19 protein-coding genes are annotated in these 20,545 nt (G+C 70.4%); 8 read left to right on the top strand and 11 right to left on the bottom strand.

Going from position 1 to position 20,545, the window contains the following annotated elements:
* Positions 1-3 precede the first annotated feature (3 nt).
* Both BJ963_RS11680 and BJ963_RS11675 read right to left on the bottom strand, forming a co-directional pair.
* Complete coding sequence (locus BJ963_RS11680) at positions 4-927, bottom strand: carbohydrate ABC transporter permease (protein WP_089907644.1); 924 nt, start codon at positions 925-927, stop codon at positions 4-6.
* Entirely contained in the window at positions 927-2,213 is a 1,287-nt protein-coding gene (locus BJ963_RS11675) for an ABC transporter substrate-binding protein (RefSeq protein WP_089907647.1), read from the bottom strand. Before BJ963_RS11675 ends, BJ963_RS11680 begins: the two co-directional genes overlap by 1 nt.
* A 180-nt stretch (positions 2,214-2,393) precedes the next feature.
* On the opposite strand from BJ963_RS11675, the gene BJ963_RS11670 reads away from it, so the two are divergent.
* The 3 genes from BJ963_RS11670 (at position 2,394) to BJ963_RS11660 (ending at position 6,514) form a co-directional block, all read left to right on the top strand.
* Positions 2,394-3,107 carry a GntR family transcriptional regulator gene (locus BJ963_RS11670; RefSeq protein ID WP_020076607.1) on the top strand — a complete coding sequence of 238 codons (714 nt, stop codon included), beginning with the start codon at positions 2,394-2,396 and terminating at the stop codon, positions 3,105-3,107.
* A 13-nt stretch (positions 3,108-3,120) separates the two neighbouring features.
* Positions 3,121-4,623, top strand: coding sequence for a DUF4127 family protein (locus tag BJ963_RS11665; protein WP_179456780.1), 1,503 nt, complete (start codon positions 3,121-3,123; stop codon positions 4,621-4,623).
* Positions 4,624-4,750: 127 nt separating this feature from the next.
* On the top strand, positions 4,751-6,514 hold the full coding sequence (locus BJ963_RS11660) for a DUF4434 domain-containing protein (RefSeq protein WP_179456778.1): 1,764 nt from the start codon (positions 4,751-4,753) through the stop codon (positions 6,512-6,514).
* Positions 6,515-6,526: 12 nt separating this feature from the next.
* Here BJ963_RS11660 and BJ963_RS11655 read toward each other — a convergent pair whose 3' ends face one another.
* The 8 genes from BJ963_RS11655 to kynA all read right to left on the bottom strand — a co-directional run bounded on the left by BJ963_RS11655 (position 6,527) and on the right by kynA (position 15,261).
* Positions 6,527-7,573 carry an alpha/beta hydrolase gene (locus tag BJ963_RS11655; RefSeq protein WP_179456776.1) on the bottom strand — a complete coding sequence of 349 codons (1,047 nt, stop codon included), beginning with the start codon at positions 7,571-7,573 and terminating at the stop codon, positions 6,527-6,529.
* A 96-nt stretch (positions 7,574-7,669) separates the two neighbouring features.
* Positions 7,670-9,988, bottom strand: coding sequence for a phosphoribosylformylglycinamidine synthase subunit PurL (gene purL / locus BJ963_RS11650; protein ID WP_179456774.1), 2,319 nt, complete (start codon positions 9,986-9,988; stop codon positions 7,670-7,672).
* 173 nt (positions 9,989-10,161) lie between these two features.
* A complete protein-coding gene (gene purQ / locus BJ963_RS11645; protein WP_179456772.1) occupies positions 10,162-10,860 on the bottom strand; it encodes a phosphoribosylformylglycinamidine synthase subunit PurQ in 699 nt (232 codons plus the stop codon).
* Positions 10,860-11,120 (bottom strand): phosphoribosylformylglycinamidine synthase subunit PurS, encoded by a 261-nt coding sequence (purS, locus tag BJ963_RS11640; protein ID WP_172824161.1) that lies wholly within the window; start codon positions 11,118-11,120, stop codon positions 10,860-10,862. The genes purQ and purS overlap by 1 nt, the downstream gene beginning before the upstream one ends.
* Positions 11,121-11,170: 50 nt before the next feature.
* Positions 11,171-12,058 carry a PaaX family transcriptional regulator gene (locus tag BJ963_RS11635; RefSeq protein ID WP_179456770.1) on the bottom strand — a complete coding sequence of 296 codons (888 nt, stop codon included), beginning with the start codon at positions 12,056-12,058 and terminating at the stop codon, positions 11,171-11,173.
* Complete coding sequence (locus tag BJ963_RS11630) at positions 12,051-13,325, bottom strand: kynureninase (protein ID WP_179456769.1); 1,275 nt, start codon at positions 13,323-13,325, stop codon at positions 12,051-12,053. The genes BJ963_RS11635 and BJ963_RS11630 overlap by 8 nt, the downstream gene beginning before the upstream one ends.
* The gene (locus BJ963_RS11625) at positions 13,322-14,404 is read right to left on the bottom strand and encodes an amidohydrolase family protein (protein WP_179456767.1); all 1,083 of its coding nucleotides are present in this window, start codon (positions 14,402-14,404) and stop codon (positions 13,322-13,324) included. The genes BJ963_RS11630 and BJ963_RS11625 overlap by 4 nt, the downstream gene beginning before the upstream one ends.
* Positions 14,401-15,261, bottom strand: a complete 861-nt coding sequence (gene kynA, locus BJ963_RS11620) for a tryptophan 2,3-dioxygenase (RefSeq protein ID WP_179456765.1) — start codon at positions 15,259-15,261, stop codon at positions 14,401-14,403. The genes BJ963_RS11625 and kynA overlap by 4 nt, the downstream gene beginning before the upstream one ends.
* A 200-nt stretch (positions 15,262-15,461) precedes the next feature.
* On the opposite strand from kynA, the gene BJ963_RS11615 reads away from it, so the two are divergent.
* The 4 genes from BJ963_RS11615 to BJ963_RS11600 are packed head-to-tail and all read left to right on the top strand — an operon-like array spanning position 15,462 to position 19,331.
* Positions 15,462-16,619 carry a TIGR03364 family FAD-dependent oxidoreductase gene (locus tag BJ963_RS11615; protein WP_179456763.1) on the top strand — a complete coding sequence of 386 codons (1,158 nt, stop codon included), beginning with the start codon at positions 15,462-15,464 and terminating at the stop codon, positions 16,617-16,619.
* A 25-nt stretch (positions 16,620-16,644) separates the two neighbouring features.
* On the top strand, positions 16,645-17,556 hold the full coding sequence (locus tag BJ963_RS11610; protein ID WP_179456761.1) for a phosphonatase-like hydrolase: 912 nt from the start codon (positions 16,645-16,647) through the stop codon (positions 17,554-17,556).
* Positions 17,553-18,716 carry an alcohol dehydrogenase catalytic domain-containing protein gene (locus BJ963_RS11605; RefSeq protein ID WP_179456759.1) on the top strand — a complete coding sequence of 388 codons (1,164 nt, stop codon included), beginning with the start codon at positions 17,553-17,555 and terminating at the stop codon, positions 18,714-18,716. Before BJ963_RS11610 ends, BJ963_RS11605 begins: the two co-directional genes overlap by 4 nt.
* A 9-nt stretch (positions 18,717-18,725) precedes the next feature.
* Positions 18,726-19,331 carry a uracil-DNA glycosylase gene (locus tag BJ963_RS11600; protein WP_343037267.1) on the top strand — a complete coding sequence of 202 codons (606 nt, stop codon included), beginning with the start codon at positions 18,726-18,728 and terminating at the stop codon, positions 19,329-19,331.
* A gap of 14 nt (positions 19,332-19,345) precedes the next feature.
* Here BJ963_RS11600 and BJ963_RS11595 read toward each other — a convergent pair whose 3' ends face one another.
* On the bottom strand, positions 19,346-19,867 hold the full coding sequence (locus tag BJ963_RS11595) for a gamma carbonic anhydrase family protein (RefSeq protein ID WP_179456755.1): 522 nt from the start codon (positions 19,865-19,867) through the stop codon (positions 19,346-19,348).
* Between the two features lie 97 nt (positions 19,868-19,964).
* Here BJ963_RS11595 and BJ963_RS11590 point away from each other — a divergent pair, with 97 nt between their 5' ends.
* Positions 19,965-20,543 (top strand): PadR family transcriptional regulator, encoded by a 579-nt coding sequence (locus BJ963_RS11590; protein ID WP_089907726.1) that lies wholly within the window; start codon positions 19,965-19,967, stop codon positions 20,541-20,543.
* Positions 20,544-20,545: the final 2 nt, after the last annotated feature.

The raw sequence follows: 20,545 nt of genomic DNA, 5'->3' as shown, positions 1-20,545 counted from the left end.
TTCTCAATTGCGTTCAGAACCATAGTGAACCCATTTCTTGGACGACCAGAGCAGCAGCAGAGTGATCACCAGCGTGATCAGGAAGAGCACCCAGGCCATCGCCGAGGCGTAGCCCATCTTCAGGAAGACGAACGCGTTCTGGTACAGGTACATCGCGTAGCTGATCATCGATTGCCCCGGCCCTCCGCTCGCCTCATTGAGTCGTGTCTGGGTGAGCAGATAGGGCTGGGTGAAGATCTGCAGATAGGCGATCACCGTCACGATCACCTGGAACAGGGTTACGGGCGAGATCGTCGGCCAGGTGATGAACCGGAAGCGGCCCCACCAGCCGGCGCCGTCGAGCTCGGCTGCCTCGTAGAGCTCCGTCGGGACGTCCTTGATCGCGGCCAGATAGATGATCATGGTGCCGCCGATGGTCCAGAGGCACATGAGCAGGATGGCCGGCTTGCCCCACGCGGGCTGCTCGAGCCACTCCGGCTGGGGGAGGTGGAGGAGGCCGAGGAAGTAGTTCACGAAGCCGTACTGGGTGTTCAGCAGCCACCGCCAGAGATAGCCTCCGACGACGATCGGGACGATGGTCGGGAGGTACACCAGGGCCCGGTAGAGCGGTTGACCGCGCACCGGGAGATTGAGGAAGTGAGCTCCGAGGATCGAGATGGCGATCGTCAGAGGCACCCCGGTGACGGTGAGGAACAGCGTGTTCGCCAATGCCTTCCAGAATGTGGAGTCCTGAAGCATGTGGGCGTAGTTGTCGAGCCCGACCCAGGACGGCGCCTGGAACAGGTTGAAGTCCGTGAAGCTGTAGCCGGCCGAGGCGAGCACCGGCCAGACGATGAACACCGCCGCCCCGATGATGAACGGCGACGCGAACGCCAGACCCAGCAGGGTCTGGCGTCGCGCACCGCGCTTGGCAGTCATCAGGGACATCAGTAGGAGCGCGCCTTGTCCGCGACCGAGGAGAGCGCCTTCTCGGGCGAGGCGACCCCGCGCACGACGTCGTCGAAGGCTGTGGCGAGGTCGGTCGAGTACTGCGCGCTGTAGGGCTGGGACGCCAGCGACTTCGCGTTCTTGCTTGTCAGAGCCTTCAGCCAGGAGTCGAAGTGCGGAATGTCGCCGTACGCGGAAGCCGTCAGCAGGGACGTCTTGGACGGCAGGTTGCCCAGCGCCAGAGTGAAGTCCGTCATCGGCTTGTCCCCGACGATGTAGGCCAGGAACTTCGCCGCCTCGGCCTTGTGCTTCGAGTTGCTGGGGATGAACAGCGTGCTCGTCGTCACCTGGGTCGTGCCGGCGAGCTCCGGGCTCGCCGCGGGGATGTCCACGACGCCCCAGTTGAGGTTCGGCGCCACCTTCGGGATGTTGATGGCCTGCCACTCGCCGTCGATCACCATGGCCTCCTTCCCGGTGTAGAACGGGTCCTGCGCCGACATGTACTGCCCGAGACCCGAGGTGAAGGTCGCGATCTTGTCCGCGCCGTACGTATCGGTGAGGGTCTTGGCGTACCAGTCGAGCGCCTCGACGTTCTTGGGGTCGTCCGGCGTCGGGGTCTTCCCGTTCTTGCCGTCCCAGGTGCCGCCGAACGCATAGCCGAGGGTGGTGAAGAGCGTCGACGTCGAGGGGTTGCCGAGGCCGATCTGCGTGATCGCGCCGTTCGCGTCGGTGACGGTGAGCTTCTTGACCGCGTCCGCCAGCTCGTCCATGGTCGTCGGCGGCTGCACGCCCGCCTTGTCGAGCAGGTCCTTGTTGTACATGAGCTGCTGGGTGTGCACGGCGATCGGCAGTGCGTACGTCTTCCCCTCGTACTTCATCTGGTCCAGCGCGGCGGGGGCGAACCCGTCGAGGTCGACCTTCTCGGTCTTCAGGTAGTCGTCGAGCGGCGCCAGGATTCCCTTCGACGCCCACGAGCCGACGGTGTTCCCGAAGTTGTCGGAGATGTCGAAGCTGCCGTTGCTGGACGACATCGAGGTGAGCTGCTTCTGCGCGTCAGGGCTGGAGACGCCGACCACCTTGATCTCGGACTGGCTCTTGTTGAAGTCGGCGATGACCTTCTCGAGCGCCTTCGCCTCTTCTCCTCCCCAGAGGTAGGAGAAGGTGATGGTGGTGGGGCCGGAGGACGCGGCCCCGGAGCATCCGCTCAAGGCGACGGCGACGGCGGCGACGCCGGTGAGCGCGACGGTGCGCAGCAGGGGCCGCCGTCTCGTGATCCTGGTTTCCATGGGCTTCCTTACGGGTGTCAGGGGTCGGATGGGAGTGCTTGTCAATTGGTGTACTCCATTCGCTCGAACGGTGTCAACAGATTCGCGGAAATTGCGGAATAGTTGCGATGGATGGTCCCGATCTCCCTAAAATGGTTCTCACCAATCCGACACCGGGCCGGATGCATCGCGGAGGAGATCATGGCGGAGCAGCACACGAAGTCCGAGCGGCTGCGTCAGCACCTCGTCGACGTCATCGACCAGGGGCTCGAACCGCACTCCAAGCTGCCGACCGAGCGCGATCTCGCTTCTGAGTTCGACGTCAGCCGACTGACCGTGCGGCGGGCGCTCGACCGTCTCGAGCACGAGGGTCTCGTCTACCGGGTGCAAGGCGCCGGCACGTTCGTCGCCGCCCCGCGGATCACCAAGTCCGTCGAGCTGACCTCGTTCAGCGAGGACATGCGCGCCCGCGGTCTCGTCCCCGGCTCCTCGGTGCTGGTCACCGAGACCATCTCCGCCGGCGCCCGGCTCGGCGCCAAGCTGAGGGTCAGCCCGTCGGACGACGTGTTCCACATCCGGCGGGCGCGCACCGCGGACGGTGAGCCGATGGCTCTCGAGGACACGTACCTCAATCCGCGGCTTTTTCCCGGCCTGATCGACAACATCGGCAGCGAATCGCTCTACCAGATCCTCGAAACCGAGTACGGGATGAAGATCGAATGGGCCGAGCAGAGCATCCATGCCAGTGTGCTCGAGCCGGAGGAGGCGCAGCTGCTGAGCGCTCCGCCCTTCTCTCCGGCCTTCTACGTGACCCGCACCAGTTTCGATGCCCAGGACCGACCGGTCGAATACGCCGAATCGACGTATCGGGGCGACCGCTATCACTACGAGCTCCAGATCCACCGCACGCGCTGAACCGAGGAGACCCATGCGCATCGCACTCGTCCCGTTGGATGAACGCCCCGTGAACGTCCAGCTCCCGCGCCAGGTCGCGGCGATCGCGGGCGCCGATCTGATCCTGCCGCCGGCGGACGCGATGCCCGACTTCCGGAGGCCGGCCGATATCGCGACGCTCCACGACTGGCTGCGCGGGCTCGTGCGGTTGAAGGGGGTCGACAGTCTCGTGGTGTGCGTCGACACGCTCGTGCATGGCGGCATCATCCCGGCGCGCATCACCTCCGATACGACGACCACGGCGTTGGCACGCCTCGATCTGCTCCGCGAACTCAAAGCTGTCGCCCCGGCTCTGCGCATCACGGCAGCCTCCCTGATCATGCGGGCGAGCGACTCCTACTCGTCGGTCGAGGAGCCTGCGTATTGGGGGAACTGGGGCCGCGAGCTGCACGCTCTGGGCGGAGACCTCCATCGAGCGCTGGAAGCGGACATCGTGGAGGGCGAAGGTGCCGTCGAGCCGCTCGCCACGACTGTCCCCGACGGCGTCCGCAGCGATTTCGAGCTTCGCCGCCTCCGTAACCACACGATCAATCTCGCGGCCCTCGCGCTCCATGAGGAAGGCACGATCGACACGCTGACGCTGACGGCGGACGACACCGCTCCGTACTCGGCCGGCTCGGCCGAACAGGTGTGGCTCCGGCATTGGGCGCGCGCGTTGCCCGGCGGCGGCGATGTCCTGATGTATCCGGGTGCCGACGAGGTGGGAGCGGTTCTGGTCGCTCGTGCCCTCACCTCCGACGTCGGCGTCCCGTCGTGGCGGATCGTCTGTGGTGAGCCGGACGGTCTCGACCGGGTTCCGAACTTCGAGAATGCGGCACTGCGCGAGAGCCTGGCCCGGCAGATCGTCGCCGCAGGAGGGCGCCTCGCCGAGCCGGAGGAGTCCGCCGATCTGGTCGTGGTGGCGCACGCGCCGGATCCCTCCCGGGGGGACTTCTTCGGAACACGGCCGGCTTCCGACCCTGCCGCCACCGAGGCCACCGTGGCTGCCGTGCGAACGGCTCTGGCGGGAGGCTCTATCGTCGCGCTCGCCGATGTGCGGTTCAGCAACGGAGGCGATCCCGACCTGGTCGATCGGCTGGCGGCCGAAGGCCTCCTGCTCCAGCTCGCGTCCTACGGAGGCTGGAACACCGCGGGCAACTCGATCGGGGGAGCCGTGGCGCAGGCGACCGCTCTGTGGGCCGGGCGTGCAACCGGTAACGCAGATGAGACCGCGGCGAGGGAGGCGCTGCTCACCCGCGTCCTGGACGATCGGGCCTACCAGAGCGGAACACGTCTCGCGATGCATGCGGCCGAGTTCGGGGGCAGCATCAGCCCGGTCGACGCCGATCGGCAGCGGGTGGCCGTAGCCAGGATCGCCCGTGAGCTCGGCGACTATCTGAGCAGCATCCTCCCGGAGGGTGAGGCTTGGCGGATCGACCGGGTGACCCTGCCGTGGGCGAGGAGCTTCGAGATCGAAATCGCCCTTCGGCAAGGGTAATGGTGTCATCCATTGGGTGATGACTACTGATAATTAAAGGAAATTGTTGCCGAGACGATCCTAAATGGGCTATACCATTTACGAGTCTCGGCACTGGCGTCGGGACCGCTCACTCGAAGGAGTAGGTATGAGTCACCGCACCGGGTCGCGTCTCGCGTCCCTGATCGCCGGGGCCGCCCTGGCCGCGGCCCTGGTCGTTCCAGCGACGCCGGCCGCCGCCACACCGACCTGCACCACGTCCCCACGCATCGACGGCAGCTTCATCCAGCCGGCACTCGTCGACGGCTGGAGCGCCACCCAGCTCTCCTCCGAGCTCGGTACCTTGACCAATGCGTGCATCACCAGCCAGGTGATCCAGTGGACGGCGGACACGAAAGCGTCGACCACCGTCTACCCGAGTGGGCTCAGCGGGTACACGCAGAGCACGTCGACGGATGTGGTCTCCCGTGTTCTCACGGCGGCGGACAGCGCCGGGGTCGCCGAGTACCTGGGGTTGCAGACGAACGACGACTGGTGGAACACCTATGCCAACGACACCACCTGGCTGAACGGCCAGGCGACGGCGGCGAACGCCCTGGCCGACGATCTCTATGCCCGGTATGGGACGCACACGTCCTTCGCCGGCTGGTACCTTCCGTTCGAGGTCGACAACTGGAACTTCACCTCGACCTCGTCCTGGACCGCCATGGCGACGTTCTATACGACGATCGCGAACCATCTGCATGCGCTCACCCCGGGCAAGCCCGTGATCATCAGCCCGTTCTACAACACGTCCGGAGGTCAGACCAGCACCCAGTGGACGAGCATGTGGTCGAGCATCCTCGCCTCCGCTCCGATCGATGTGATCGCCCTGCAGGACGGGGTCGGTGCCGGTCATGCGACGACCGCGCAGTTGGCCACGTGGTTCTCGGCCACCAAGAGCGCGATCACCAGCTCCCGCCCGGCCACCCAGCTCTGGGCGGACAGCGAGACCTTCAACCCGGACTTCACGCCGATGTCGATCTCCCAGCTGATCGCCGACCTGAATGCCGTTGCGCCGTACGTGACCAAGACCCTGTCGTTCTCGTACGACCACTACGACAGCCCGCTGACGGTCCCCGCCGTGTACGACACCACCTACCGGAACTACCTGTCCACCGGTGCTGTGGAGTCGTCGGCCCCGACCACGCCGACAGGTCTGACAGCGACGGCGGGCGGCGTCACTTCGGTGAATCTGGCCTGGACGGCGTCCACCGACAACATCGGTATCGCCGGATACCGCGTCTATCGCGGAGGGGCGCTCGTGAAAGTGATCCAGGGCGCAGTGACCGGCTTCACGGATGCCGGTCTCAGCCCCGCGACGACCTACAGCTACAAGCTGGCCGCTTTCGATGCCGCCGGCAACGTGTCCGCCCAGAGCACGACAGCGACGGCGACGACGTCCTCGGCACCCGCAGCGAGCCCTCTGATCTCCTCGGGCCGTTCGTACACGACGTCCGTGGGCGCGGACCCGGGCTATCCGGACACGGGCGCAGCGGAGCTGACGAACGGGGTCACGGGCACGACGAGCTATTCCGACGCAGCGTGGCAGGGCCGGAATACGGGAAGCGCCTACAGCTTCACGATCGACCTCGGCTCGACCAAGACCATCACACAGGTGGGGACGTCGTGGCTGCAGACGAAATCCGTTTACATCTTCCTGCCGTCCAGCATCCAGGTCTCGGTGTCGACCAGCGGCTCGACCTTCACGCCTCTGGTGACCATGCCCGCACCGAATGTGAGTGATGCCGACCAGCGGTACACCTACGCGGCATACGGGCTCTCCGGCTCGGGGCGTTACATCCGATTCACCGTCACCCCCGCAAGCAGTGCCTGGTCGTTCGTGGACGAGGCGACCGTCCGGGGGCTGTGACGCCGCGACGCGCTAGCTGTGCGCGCGGAGGAAGGCGATGGTCGCATCCAGTGCCGTGTGCGCGTCAGCGAACTTGAGGTGGAACTGGTACTCGTGCGGCAGTGCGGGCTCGTGGTCGGCGGGCCAGAACAGCTCGGTCACGTCGACGCCCTTCGCGCGCAGCGCTGCCGCCATCGGCACGGACTGGGTCCAGGTGAGGCCGTCGCCGTTTCCGCCGGAGATGTAGGTCGGTGGGAAGGCGGCGGTGACGTGCTGGATGGTCGACATGGTCGACCCGACGTAGGTCTGCGACCAGTCCTTCGTGCCGCTGTACGACCAGAGCGCCGTCTTGAAGCCCCAGCCGTCGACGCCGGTGAGGCTGGCGAGGGCGGTGAGGTCGTAGACCCCGCAGTTGAGCACGACGGCCGACAGCTGGTCGGGCTGGAGCGCCGGCGCGATGCCGAGCAGGTTCGCGTACTCGGGGCTGGTGGTCATCACGGCCAGCTGGCTGGCGAGCTGCGATCCGGCGGAGTCCCCGGCCAGGATGATGCGGCTCGGGTCGATGCCGAGCGTCTCCGCGTGCGCGTCGAGGTAGGCGAGGGCGTCGTTGAGCTGCCGGACCGCGGTCGGGTAGGTCGCCTCCGGCCCGACGGTGTAGTTGAGCCCGACGGTCGTGAAGCCCTGATCGGCCAGGATGCGCAGGTAGGGGTCGACGTCGGAGCTGACGCCCGAGATCCACGCGCCGCCGTGGATCCACACCACGGTCGGCAGTGGGTCGGTGGCGCTCTCCGGGCGGAAGATGTCGAAGGTCGTGTCCGGCGAGCCCGGCGCATAGCGGAGGCCGGTCTGCGCCGTCACTCCGCTGGTCGGCACGAACGGCTGCATCTCGGCGACGGTCTCGGCCGCGCCCTTCGCGAAGACGCTGCGGATCGTCAGGGCGGACGGCCACGGTGACGACGACGCCAGACTGCCCAGGATGAGCAGGCAGAGCAGCACGATCGCGGTGACGGACACGACGCGGCGGGCCCGCCGCGAGAGAAGTGGAGGCGTCGGCAGCTCGTCGGCGCGGGCACGGGTCATGCCCTCACCGTAGCGACACCGACCACCGGCTCCGGAGTTTTTCGCCCTCCGACCGCGTGTCGGGGGCGAAAAACTCCGGAGCGGACGGTGGGGGAGTTACGCGACCGTCGGGCCGAAGTGCTCGGGGAGAGTGGAGCGGTGGACGCCGCGGAGCTCCTCGAGGCCGATGGTGAAGAGGTCCTGTACCTCGAGTACCGGCTGGGCGCCGACCTCGGCGTCGGTCACGCCGATGCGGAGGGCCGGGATGTTGCGCCCCGCGCACAGGCCGCGGAACTTGACGTCGTCCTCGCGCGGGACGGTGACCAGGACGCGGGCCGTCGACTCCGAGAACAGCGCGGTCGCCGCATCCACGCCGTCGCGCTCCTCGATCTCGGTGAGCCAGACGCGGGCGCCGACGCCGAAGCGGATGACGCTCTCGGCGAGGGCCTGCGCGAGGCCGCCGTCGGCGAGGTCGTGGGCCGAGGACACCAGCCCCTCGAGGGAGGCCGCGTGCAGCGTCTGGGCGAGCGAGCGCTCGGCGTCGAGGTCGACCGCCGGCGGGTGGCCGCCGAGGTGGCCGTGGATGGTGCCGGCCCACGCCGAGCCGTCCAGCTCCTCGCGGGTGATACCGAGGAGGTAGATGTTCTCGCCCTCGTCCTGCCAGCCGCTCGGGATGCGCCGGGCGACGTCGTCGATCACACCGAGGACGCCGACCACCGGGGTCGGGAAGATCGGGGTGTCGCCGGTCTGGTTGTAGAAGGAGACGTTGCCGCCGGTGACCGGGATCTCAAGCTCCAGGCAGGCGTCCGACAGGCCCTCGACGGCCTGCGAGAACTGCCACATGACCTCGGGATTCTCCGGGCTGCCGAAGTTGAGGCAGTCGGTGACCGCGACCGGGACGGCGCCGGACGCGGCGACGTTGCGGTACGCCTCGGCCAGCGCGAGCTTCGCGCCCTGCTTCGGGTCGAGCTGGCAGTAGCGGCCGTTGGCGTCGGTGGCGATGGCGAAGCCGAGGCCGGACTCCTCGTCGACGCGGATCATGCCGGCGTCGTCGGGGAAAGCGAGCGCGGTGTTGCCGCCGACGAAGTAGTCGTACTGGTCGGTGATCCAGCCCTTGTCGGCGAGGTTGGCGCTGCCGAGCAGGGCGAGCGTCTGCTCGCGCAGCTCGTCGCCGGTGGTCGGGCGGGCGAGCACGGAGGCCGAGTCGTCCTGCAGGGCGTCGATCCAGGCCGGGTAGGCGACGGGGCGCTCGTACACCGGGCCGTCGACCGCGACCGTGCGTGGGTCGACGTTGACGATCTCCTCGCCGTTCCAGTTGATGACGAGGCGGCCGGTCTCGGTGACCTCGCCGAGCACGCTGGTCTCGACATCCCACTTGGCGGTGACGGCGAGGAAGGCGTCGAGCAGCTCCGGCTTGACGACCGCCATCATGCGCTCCTGGCTCTCCGACATGAGGATCTCCTCCGCCGTGAGGCTCGGGTCGCGCAGGAGGACCTTGTCGAGCTCGATGAACATCCCGCCGTCGCCGTTGGAGGCCAGCTCGCTGGTCGCGCACGAGATGCCGGCGGCGCCCAGATCCTGGATGCCCTCGACCAGCTTGTCGCGGAACAGCTCCAGGCAGCACTCGATGAGCACCTTCTCGGCGAACGGGTCGCCCACCTGCACGGCCGGACGCTTGGTCGGGCCGCCCGCGGAGAACGTGTCGGACGCGAGGATGCTGGCGCCGCCGATCCCGTCGCCGCCGGTGCGCGCACCGAACAGCACGACCTTGTTGCCGGCCCCGGACGCGTTCGCCAGGTGCAGGTCTTCGTGGCGCAGGACGCCGACCGAGAGGGCGTTCACCAGCGGGTTGCCCTGGTACACCGGGTCGAAGTAGGTCTCGCCGCCGATGTTCGGCAGGCCGAGGCAGTTGCCGTAGAACGAGATGCCCGAGACGACGCCGTGCACGACGCGTGCGGTGTCCGGGCTGTCGATGGCGCCGAAGCGCAGTTGGTCCATGACCGCGACCGGGCGCGCGCCCATCGAGATGATGTCGCGGACGATGCCGCCGACGCCGGTCGCGGCGCCCTGGAACGGCTCGATGTAGGAGGGGTGGTTGTGCGACTCCACCTTGAAGGTGACCGCCCAGCCCTCGCCGACATCCACGACGCCGGCGTTCTCGCCCATGCCGACCATGAGGTTCTTCTTCATGGCCGGGCTGACCTTCTGCCCGAACTGCCGCAGGTAGATCTTCGACGACTTGTAGGAGCAGTGCTCCGACCACATCACCGAGTACATCGCCAGCTCGCCGCTGGTGGGGCGGCGGCCGAGGATCTCGCGGATCTTCGCGTACTCGTCCTCCTTGAGCCCGAGCGCCGCGAACGGCTGCTCCCGCTCCGGGGTCTCGATCGCGTTCGCGACGGTGTCGACGACGTGGGCGGTGGCGGTGTCGGTCACGCGGGCACTCCAGGCTGGGCGGGGCAGGCGGGGGATGGGCTCCAGTCTACCGGGCGCGGAGAGAGGTCAGACCGGGCGACCCCGCCCGCGACTGCGCCCGCCCGTAACGTCTGCGCCTGGGCGCGCACCCGCAGTCGTTCCGCAGCGTCGCAGTCGCCGTGGCGGCGCAGCTCCTACGCCTCGACGAGCGCCGAGCGGATGACGGAGGTGAAGAACGTGAGGCCGTCCGTCCCCGAGCGCATCGCGTCCGGGGTGTCCGGGCCGAAGCCGGGCTCGACCGCGTGCTCCGGGTGCGGCATGAGGCCGACCACGTTGCCGCGCTCGTTGCGGACGCCCGCGATGTCGTCGAGCGAGCCATTCGGGTTGACGCCCGCGTAGCGGAAGACGACGAGGCCCTCGCCTTCGAGCCGCGCCAGCTCCTCGGCCGACGCGATGAAGCCGCCCTCGCCGTTCTTCAGCGGGATGACGATCTCCTGGCCCTGCTCGAAGCCGTTCGTCCACGGCGTCTGCGTGTTCTCGACCGTCAGGTGCTGGTCGCGGCGGATGAAGGTGCCGTGGTCGTTGCGGATCAGGCCGCCGGCGACCAGGTGCGCCTCCGCCAGCATCTGGAACCCGTTGCAGATGCCGAGGACGGGCATCCCCTTCTGCGCCGCATCCACGACCTCGGTCATGATCGGCGAGAGGGAGGCGATGGCGCCGCAGCGCAGATAGTCGCCGTACGAGAATCCGCCGGGCAGCACGAGGGCGTCGACGCCCTGCAGGTCGTGCTCGCCGTGCCACAGCGCGACGGGCTCGGCGCCCGCCATGCGCACCGCGCGCAGGGCGTCGCGGTCGTCCAGGGAACCGGGGAAGGTGATGACGCCGATGCGCATCAGGCGTCGACCTCGGCCGGGTAGTGGATGCCCACCACGTCCTCGATCACGGAGTTGGAGAGGATCTCGCCTGCGATCTCCGCGACCGTCGCGCGCACCTCGTCGTCGATGGGGCCGTCCACGGTCAGCTCGAAGCGCTTCCCGACGCGCACTCCGGTGACGACGCCGCGACCGGTGCGGGCGAGCGCACCGGCGACCGCCTTCCCCTGCGGGTCGAGCAGCTCGGCCTTGGGCATCACTTCAACAACGATCGTCGGCACGGGGACACTCCGCTCACTCGGGCGCAAAGGGTGGGGGTTTCGCGTCGATTCTACCGTGCGGGCGCGGGGATGCGGTCCGGCGCCGCCACGGCGGCGGCGTGGGAGATCGCGCGCTCCTCCAGCTGTGCCCGCAACTGCTGGAACAGCCGAGCGGACGCGGTCCCCGGCCAGTCGGCGGGCAAGGCAGCGGCGGGGAGCCCGGGGTCGCGGTACGGGATCACCCGCCACTCGTCGAGGGCGCGGATCCACGTGGCGAAGGCCCGGGCGTCGTCCAGGGGATGCGGCAGCTCGCCGAACCGGGAGAGGAAGGACTCGTGCGCCGTGCGGATGACGGCGAGGTCGTACCAGCGGGCGAGCCCGGCGGAGAGGTCGCCGCGCGGGGACGCGTCCGCGAACATCGCGACGACCGGGCGGCCGGCGCGGTGGTCGTCCGACGCGCTCTCCGTGACGGCGGCGGCCAGCTCCGCCTCCAGCGCCGACGGCGCGATCCACAGGCCGTCGGCCACCGTTCCGCAGCCGAGCGCGGCGAGGCGGCGACGCAACCGGTCGCGCGACCCGCGGGCATGCTCCGGGAACGAGAGGGACAGCAGCAGCCAGCGGGACGCCTCCACCCGCTCGCCGAAGATGCGCGCGTCCCCGCGCTCCAGCATCGGCACCGCTGCCGGGTCGAGCGCGTAGCCGGCGACCCCGTCGCGGGGCCCTCGCCGAAGGACGCCCCGCGCGCACAGCCGCGCCAGGCTGGAACGCGCGGTCGCCGCGGGCACGCCGAGCGCATCCATGAGGCGGACGGCGCCCGCGGCGCTCATCCACCCGCCGATCGGTCGGAGGACGCTGCCCACCACGGTGCGCAGCAGCGCGGTCGCGCTACCGCTGGCGGCCTCGGGATCGTCGCGCACGACGCGTGCGTCGGTGCGCGAGGCGACGCCGGCCTCAGTCATGCGTGAGCTCGCCGAGGGCGTCGCGCACCGCGGCCATCCCGGTGCAGACCTCCTCGAAGCCGGTGCTGAGCGGCGACAGTCCGACGCGCAGGCCGTCCGGGTCGCGGTAGTCGGGGATGACGTCGCGCTGCCACAGCAGCGCCGTGACCTCGCGCATGGCCGGGTGGCTGAGCGTGATGTGGCCGCCGCGGCGCTCGGGGTCGCGCGGGGAGGCGAGGGTGACGCCGAGCGGGGTCAGCCACTCGTCGGCGAGAGCGACGGCGAACTCGGTCAGCGCGACCGACTTGGCCCGCACCGCCGCGATGCCGGCCTCCTCGATCATCGCGATGGTGTCGCGCATCGCCAGCATCCCGACGATGGGAGGCGTTCCGCTGAGGAAGCGCCGGATGCTGTCGGCCGGCACGTACTCCGGGCCCATCAGGAAGACGTCGCGCGCACCCATCCAGCCCTGGATCGGCTGCGAGATGTGCGGGATGAGCCGCGCGTTCACGTAGCCGAAGGCGGGCGACCCCGGACCGCCGTTCAGGTACTTGTAGGTGCAGCCGACGGCGAGGTCGACGTCCGCGGCGTCCAGCTCCACGGGCACCGACCCTGCCGAGTGGCAGAGATCCCACAGCACGAGGGCGCCCGCGTCGTGGACGATGCGCGTGATGGTGTGCAGGTCGGCCAGGAAGCCGGAGCGGTAGGCGACGTGGCTGAGCACGACGAGGGCCGTCTGCGGCCCGACGACCGCGGCCACCTGCTCCGCCGTCACACCCGCCTCGGTGTCCGCCTCGATCCACACCAGGCGCAGGCCGCGCTCGCGGGCGATGCCGTCGAGCAGGTAGCGGTCGGTCGGGAAGTTGTCCGTGTCGAGCACGATCTCGCTGCGCTCGGGGAGGCTGTCGACGGCCGCGCGCGCCAGCTTGTAGAGGAGGACCGTGGTCGAGTCGCCGATGAAGGTCTGCCCGGCAGCCGCGCCGAGGGCCGCGCGGCCCAGGTCGTCGCCGATCGCGAACGGCAGCTCCATCCACTCCTCGTCCCAGCCGCGGATCAGCCGATCGCCCCACCCCTCGACGAGGAACCGCTGGATGCGGTCGATGCTCGCCCGCGTCGGTCGGCCGAGCGAGTTGCCGTCGAAGTAGGCGGTCACGGCGCTGCTGCCGTCGTCGATCCCGGCGAACCGGCTGCGGAAGGCGGCGAGCGGGTCGGCGGCGTCGAGGGCGCGTGCCGCACTGAGCGGGTCGGGGGACAGGGCGGCGGGAGGTGCTGTGTCGAAGTCGGTCATGCGGGGTCCTCCGGGGCGGTCGGACGGTCGGATGCGGTGAGGGCACGAGCGGTGAGGGCGCGAGCGGTGAGTCCGCGCGCGGTGGCGAGCCAGGCGGGCAGCGCGTCGGGGTCGGTCGGCGGTGCGGCCGGTGCCCAGGCCAGGCGGGGGCCGACGGTCGGCGCCTGGTCGTCGTCCGGGCGGCGCAGGCCGGCGATCGAGCGGATCAGGTGGTCCGGGTGGACGCCCGCCTCGAGCATCCCGCGCAGCTCGCGCTCGTTGACGCCCACCGCGAGCGGCCCGTTCCCCAGATCCGTTCCGTAGAGCACCCGGCCGCCGGCGCGGGCGAAGCGGCCCAGGTTCTCCGACGCGACGGCGTGCTGCTCGGTGGGGTCTCCCCAGCCGTGGATGTCGAGGGTGCTGACCCAGCTCATGCCGCGGCGGACGCACTCGGCGATGAGGTCGTCGTCGACCCGCTCGGTGAACGGGGTGTGGGCGAGCTGGTCGGCCCCCGCGCGGACGGCGCGGGCGGTCTGCCCGGCGCCCTGGACGTGGACGGTGACCGGTGCACCCTGCGCGTGGGATTCCGCGACGATGCTGTGGAGAACGTGATCGTCCACAGTTTCGCCGGCTTCGATGTTGAGCGTGACCTTGATGAGGGAGGCTCCCATCATGATGTTCGCCCGCACCGCCAGCCGCGCCTCCCGCTCGCCGCCGACCTCCGTCGAGGAGCCGGGAGGTCCCCATCCGGCGTTGACCGGGTAGCCGCCCTCGCAGGTGATGAGCGAGCCGACGATCGCGACGGACGGACGCGTGAGGTCGTCGGTCAGCCATCCGGCCGCCACGGCCGGCACCCAGCCGAGGTCGATCGCGTGCGTGATGCCGCCCGAGAAGACGGCGTGCTGGTCGGTCAGCCCGACGTGGGTGTGGTGGTCGGTGAGGCGCGGGAAGATCGTGCCGCCGAGGTGCTCGTGCCGGGCGTGCGAAGGGATGTCGTCCACCGCGTGGAGGCGCTCGCCGTCGCTGCGGAACGTCGTCGTGCTGAGGAATCGATGGCCGTTCCACACGGCATCGACGGTGAGGTAGGCGTCGTCGCTCATGCGGGTGCTCCGATCTCGGTGCGGACGGCGTACAGCTCGGGGAAGAAGGTCAGCTCGAGCGCCTTCTGCAGGAACGCGGCGCCGGTGGATCCGCCGGTACCGGTCTTCATCCCGATGGTGCGCTGCACCGTCTTCAGGTGACGGAACCGCCAGAGCTGGAAGTTGTCCTCCAGGTCGACGAACTCCTCGCAGGCCTCGTACTCGCGCCAGTGGTCCGTGGCGTGCTCGTAGATCTCGCGGAAGACCGGCACCAGTTCCGGGGTGAAGACGTGCGCCTGCGTGACGTCCCGCTCCAGCAGCGAGGCCGGAACGGCGAAACCGGCCCGCGCCAGGTACCGCAGGAACTCGTCGTAGATGCTGGGCGCATCCAGCAGGGCGGCGAGGAGCGCGTGGGCGGCCGGGTCGCTCTCGAACACGCTGAGCATGCGGCGGTTCTTATTGCCGAGCACGAACTCGACGGCGCGGTACTGGTACGACTGGAAGCCGGACGAGTTTCCCAGGAAGCCGCGGAACTCCGCGTACTCCGTCGGCGTGAGCGTGGCGAGCACCGACCACTGCTCGGTGAGGGTGCGCTGGATGTGCTTCACGCGGGCGATGCGCTTGAGTGCGGGCGAGAGGTCGTCGGCGCGCAGGAGGTCGCGGGCGGACTCCAGCTCGTGGAGGACGAGCTTCAGCCAGAGCTCCGTCGTCTGGTGCTGGATGATGAACAGCAGTTCGTCGTGGTGCTCCGGGCGGCTCACCGGGCGCTGAGCGCTGAGCAGCGTGTCGAGTTCCAGGTAAGAGCCGTACGACATCCGCTCCCGGAAGTCGGTGACGATGTCGGGATCGAACTCGCGGGTGTTGTCGCCGTCGGCCATGCTGCAATTCTGCGCCGACCGCCGCAATACTGCAACAGCCGGTCCGGGCACTGTTCCCCGACGATGGCGGCACCCGCCGTCCTCGCTCCGTTCACCCGGGCGTTACCTCCAGTTGCGACCACCGTCGCACCGGGCTCCTAGCGTGGCGCACTGACCCACGAACAAGGCACGCGGTGAGCGGGGACGCAGGGAGGCTCCGGATGGGCAGGCACTACGACCTCGCGGTGGTCGGCGCCGGGATCGTCGGGCTCGGGCATGCCGTCGCAGCCCTCCGGCGAGGACTGACGGTGGCCGTGATCGACCGCGCCTCCGGCGTGCAGGGGGCGTCGGTCCGCAATTTCGGCCACCTCGGCATCACCGGGCAGGAGGGCGAGGCGCGCGCGTACGCCGAGCTCGCCCGCGAGCTGTGGCTGACCCTGGCTCCCGAGGCCGGCTTCTGGCTGCGCGAGTCGGGGAGCATCGTCGTCGCGCGGGCGGACGACGAACTCGCCGTGCTGGAGGAGTTCCGCGAGCGGCGCGGAGGCCACGACGTCCGGCTCCTCACCCCCGCCGAGGTGCGCGAGAGTGTCCCGGTCGCCGACGGCGTCGCAGTGGGCGGCGCCCTGCTGCCCTCCGACCTGCAGATCGACCCGCGCGAGGCCGCCGCGGCGATCGCCCGCTGGCTGGACGCCCACGGCGTCGACTTCTTCTGGCAGACCGCGGTCTCGGGTGTGGAGCCCGGACTGGTGCGCACGCCCCGCGGACGGGTCGCGGCCGACGCGGTCGTCGTCGCCGTCGGGCACGACGTCGACCACCTGTTCCCCGGGATCGCCGAGGCGCACGGCATCGAGCGCTGCGGGCTGGACATGATGCTCGTGGAGGCCGCCCTCGAGCTGCCGCTGGCGACGCCGGTGCTGACCGGCTGGTCCCTCGTCCGCTACTCCGGCTTCGCCCGCACCCCCAGCGCGGCGGCGCTGCGCGAACGCCTCGCGGCCGAGCAGCCGGCCCTGGCGGCGCTGGACGTGAACCTCATGTTCACCCAGCGTCCCGACGGCACCCTGATCGTCGGCGACACCCACGCCCGGGGCGCGGACGCGTCCCCGTTCCAGCACGAGGAGGCGTTCGCCCTGCTGCTGGAGCAGACGCGCGAGCTGTTCGGCGTCGCCGACCTGCGCGTCCGGGAGCGCTGGCAGGGCGTCTACGCGGCCGCGCCGGACGAGTTCCTGGTCGCCGCGCCGGCCCCCGGCGTCCGCGTCGTCTCCGTCACCACCGGCATCGGGATGACCACCGGGCTCGGCCTCGCCGACCGCGTCGTCGACGAGCTGTTCTCCGACGCCCCCGGCGCCCTGATCCCCGCGGGCGCCGCCCGCGTGCGCTAGCACCACCGCAACGAAAGGCACCATCGTGACCCCAGACGGACGCATCACCAGCGAGTTCGACGATGTCACCGTCGACGATGTCACCGTCGGCGTCGGGCCGGTCCGGGGCGGCATCCCGTCGGCGGCGGGGCTCACCGACGACGAGTGGGACGACGTCGACGACCTGGACGAACGGGAGGACGCGCTCGACGAGGGCGACGCCGACGACCGCGACGAGGACGACCTCGCCGATCTCGAACTCGTCGTGCTCGACCTGGCGGGGACGACCGTCCTCGACGACGGCCTGGTGCAGCGCGCGTTCGAGCGCGCCGTAGACGCTGCGGGTCTCGCGTCCTCCGCGGACGGGCGCGCTGCCGTCCTGGCTTTCGTTCACGAGACGATGGGACAGGCGAAGCTGGCCGTGTTCCGCTCGCTGAGCGCCGACGAGGACCAGGCGCAGCACGCGGACGCCGTCTTCGAGTCGACGTACGCCGAGCTCGTGGCCGATGGGGGCCTTCGACCGGTCCCCGGCGCCGAGGACCTCATCCGCCGGCTGCGGGCGACGGGCGTCACCGTCGCACTGACCACCGGCTTCTCGCGGAGGACGTGCGACATCGTCCTCGACGCCCTGGGCTGGCACGACCTGGCGGACGTCACGCTGACACCGGAGGAGGCGGGCCGCGGCCGTCCGTTCCCCGATCTGCCCCTCACCGCGCTGCTGCGCACGGGCGCATCCAGCGTCGAGGGCATGGTCGTGGTCGGCGACACGGCGAGCGACATCGCCTCCGGCATCGCGGCGGGCGCCGGCCTGGTCGTCGGCGTGCTGACGGGCGCGCACGACGAGCAGACTCTGCTCGACGCCGGAGCGGACGCGGTGCTCCCGAGCGTCGCCGACCTGCCGGATCTGCTGGGCTACGAGGCCGACGGCGGCGCCGCTGCGGGACACGGCATCCGGTGACGGTCAAGGCGGTGACCCCGCGCGTCGTCGAGCCGCCGGCGCGCCTGGGGATGGGGGTCAGCGTGTACCCGTCGGCCACGGCCATGGTGTGGCCGGGCGACGCGCACACGCATGAGGCGGTGGCGGTGCCCGGGGTCCGTCTGGCTCCGGGCGACGTCCTGGTCGAGGTCGAGCTGGCGACGGTGTGCGGAACGGACGTGGAGGCGGTGCTCGGCCATCGCCGCACGCAGGCGCCCCTGGTGCTCGGCCACGAGCAGGTCGGCCGCGTCGTCGCGCTCGGCCGCGGCGGCGCCAAGACGACGGACGGTCATCGCGTCTCGCTGGGGGAGCGGATCGTGTGGTCCGCCGCCGTCCCGTGCGGGCGCTGCGTGCGCTGCCGCCGCGGGCTGCAGCAGCAGTGCCTGAGCCTCCAGAAGTACGGCCACGAGCGGATGCGGCGCGGCTGGGAGCTGTCGGGCGGCTTCGCGACGCACACGCACATCCTCGACGGCACGCCGCTGGTGCGCGTCCCGGAGGACATCCCGGCCGCCGTGCTCGCGCCCGCGTCGTGCGCGACCGCGTCGGTGGCGGCGGCGATCGAGGCGGCGGCCGAGCTCGTCCCGCTGGACGGCGCCTTCGTGCTGATCGCGGGCGCGGGGATGCTCGGGGTGACGGCGACGGCGATGGCGGTCGAGGCGGGCGCCCGCGTCGTCGTGAGCGAGCCGATCCCGGAGCGCCGCGAGTCCGCGCTGGCCTTCGGCGCAGCGGGAGCCGCCGACCCTGCCGCTCCCACCGGCTCTTCGACCGGGCTGGCCGCGGTGCTCGCGAAGACGGGCGGTCGTGCTCCGGCCCCGACCGTCGCGCTGGAACTCTCCGGGAGCCCGGCAGCGGCCCGCTCGCTGCTCGACGCCGTCGACGTCGGCGGGGTGCTGGTGCTGGTCGGCCAGTCGGCCCCCGGGCCGGACCTCGGCATCGCGCCGGAGGCCCTGATCCGCCGGCTGATCACCATCCGCGGCGTCCACAACTACGCCGCCCGGCACCTGGAGCAGGCCGTGCGGTTCCTGAGCGACGCGTGGCAGCGCTACCCGTTCGCCGAGCAGGTCGGCGAGACGTTCGCCCTGGCCGACGTGGATGCGGCGCTCGCCGCACGCACGCACCCGCGGGTCGCGGTCCGGCCGTAGCCTGGGGTGGTGTTCGACCGCTTCTTCGACCTGATCCGCGCGGTTCCCGTGCCGGACGACGCCGAGCTGCTGTACGGCGACGACGAGCTGGGCCGGCTCCGCGAGCGCAATCTGCGCCGCTACCTCGCCGTTCCGCACGCGCCCGTCCTGCTGCTCGGCGAGGCTCCGGGCTGGCGGGGGATGACGGTGACCGGTGTGCCCTTCACCTCCGTCCGCGAGGTGGAGGCGGGCGTGCTTCCCGGCCTCGAGCTCCCGCCGGAGCCGCAGGCGCCGTGGGAGACATCCAGCCGCGTCGTCTGGGAGACGATGCGCGAATGGCGGGGCCCGCTTCCCTTGTCGTGGCCGATCTACCCGCACCATCCGTTCGTCGCCGGCCGCCCGCAGACGAACCGCACTCCGCGTTCGTCGGAGGTGCGGGAGGGGGCGCCCGTTGCGCTGGAGCTGATCCAGGAGCTCGGCGTCGAGACGATCGTCGCGGTCGGCCGCAAAGCGCAGGGCGCGCTCGCGGAGGCGGGCATCGAGGCGCCCGCCGTCCGGCATCCCGCGCAGGGCGGGGCGCGGATGTTCTCCGAGCAGCTGATCGCGCTCAACCGCGCGATGCTCGACGCCGGCTGAGGGCATCCGCCCGCTCAGTCGAGCGCGACCGCCCCGCGGTGCTGCCGGGTCTTGTCGAGATACCCGGCCGCGTTCTCGGCGATGCCGCGGACCTCGTCGTCGGTCAGCTCGCGGCGCACCGTGGCGGGAACGCCGGCGACGAGCGAGCGCGGAGGGATCTCGGCGCCCTGGGTGACCACGGCGCCCGCTGCGACGAGGGAACCCGCGCCGATCCGGGCGCCGTTGAGGATGGTGGCGTTCATCCCGATGAGCACGTCGTCCTCGATCGTGCAGCCGTGGAGCACGGCGTTGTGGCCGACGGAGACGCGGTCGCCCACCGTCAGCGGGTAGGCGGGGTCGACGTGGGCCGAGACGTTGTCCTGCAGGTTGGAGTCGCGGCCGATGACGATCGGCGCGTTGTCGGCGCGGACGACCGCTCCGTACCAGACGCTCGCGCCGGGCTGCAGCGTGACGTCGCCGACGACGGTCGCGCCGGGCGCCACCCAGGCGTCGTCGGCGACCTGTGGTGAGCCTCCGTCGGGGAGGGCGAAGAGCATGGGATCTCCTTCCGGCCGTGTTCCCCACGGTACTTGACGGCCATTCACCCATGCCGTATATTCCTCATGGAATAATCAACTCGAAAACATTGAGAGCATGTCCGAACCTCGCACCCTCACCCCCCTCGCCGTCGCCGCGCTCGCGCTGCTCGCCGAGGGCCCGTCGCATCCCTACGAGATGTACCAGACGCTCATGCAGCGCTCGGAGGACCGGCTGGTCAAGGTGCGCCCGGGCTCGCTGTACCACACCGTCGACCGGATGGAGGCGCACGGCTTCGTGCGCGCCACCGGCACCGAGCGCGAAGGCAACCGGCCGGAGCGCACCACCTACGAGATCACCGACGCGGGCACCCGAGCACTCGGCGAGCGCATCACCGAGATCATCGGAACGCCCACCAACGAGTACCCGGAGTTCCCACTCGGCCTCGGCGAGGCGCACAACCTCCCCGTCGACACCGTGATCGCGCTGCTCCGCAAGCGCGTGGGCTTGATCCGCGCCGACACCGGGGTGCTGGATGGCGCCATCGCCGACCTGACGCTGCGCGGGGTGCCCGCGAAGTACTGGCTGGACGTGCGCTACCAGCGAGCCATCGCCGCCACCGAGGCGGACGTGCTCGAGACCCTGATCGCAGACCTCCAATCGGGCGCCGTGTCGTGGTCCGAAGAAAAGCATTGAGA

Source organism: Leifsonia soli (assembly GCF_013408745.1).
GTDB classification, from domain to species: domain Bacteria; phylum Actinomycetota; class Actinomycetes; order Actinomycetales; family Microbacteriaceae; genus Leifsonia; species Leifsonia soli.
The sequence above is the reverse complement of the archived record's forward strand: the minus strand, read 5'-3'. Positions and strand labels throughout refer to the sequence as shown.

Coding starts and splice junctions, on each gene's coding strand:
- BJ963_RS11680 (WP_089907644.1), bottom strand. CDS start 927: ATGTCCCTGATGACTGCCAAGCGCGGTGCGCGACGCCAGACCCTGCTG.
- BJ963_RS11675 (WP_089907647.1), bottom strand. CDS start 2,213: ATGGAAACCAGGATCACGAGACGGCGGCCCCTGCTGCGCACCGTCGCG.
- BJ963_RS11670 (WP_020076607.1), top strand. CDS start 2,394: ATGGCGGAGCAGCACACGAAGTCCGAGCGGCTGCGTCAGCACCTCGTC.
- BJ963_RS11665 (WP_179456780.1), top strand. CDS start 3,121: ATGCGCATCGCACTCGTCCCGTTGGATGAACGCCCCGTGAACGTCCAG.
- BJ963_RS11660 (WP_179456778.1), top strand. CDS start 4,751: ATGAGTCACCGCACCGGGTCGCGTCTCGCGTCCCTGATCGCCGGGGCC.
- BJ963_RS11655 (WP_179456776.1), bottom strand. CDS start 7,573: ATGACCCGTGCCCGCGCCGACGAGCTGCCGACGCCTCCACTTCTCTCG.
- purQ (WP_179456772.1), bottom strand. CDS start 10,860: ATGCGCATCGGCGTCATCACCTTCCCCGGTTCCCTGGACGACCGCGAC.
- BJ963_RS11635 (WP_179456770.1), bottom strand. CDS start 12,058: ATGACTGAGGCCGGCGTCGCCTCGCGCACCGACGCACGCGTCGTGCGC.
- BJ963_RS11630 (WP_179456769.1), bottom strand. CDS start 13,325: ATGACCGACTTCGACACAGCACCTCCCGCCGCCCTGTCCCCCGACCCG.
- BJ963_RS11625 (WP_179456767.1), bottom strand. CDS start 14,404: ATGAGCGACGACGCCTACCTCACCGTCGATGCCGTGTGGAACGGCCAT.
- kynA (WP_179456765.1), bottom strand. CDS start 15,261: ATGGCCGACGGCGACAACACCCGCGAGTTCGATCCCGACATCGTCACC.
- BJ963_RS11615 (WP_179456763.1), top strand. CDS start 15,462: ATGGGCAGGCACTACGACCTCGCGGTGGTCGGCGCCGGGATCGTCGGG.
- BJ963_RS11595 (WP_179456755.1), bottom strand. CDS start 19,867: ATGCTCTTCGCCCTCCCCGACGGAGGCTCACCACAGGTCGCCGACGAC.
- BJ963_RS11590 (WP_089907726.1), top strand. CDS start 19,965: ATGTCCGAACCTCGCACCCTCACCCCCCTCGCCGTCGCCGCGCTCGCG.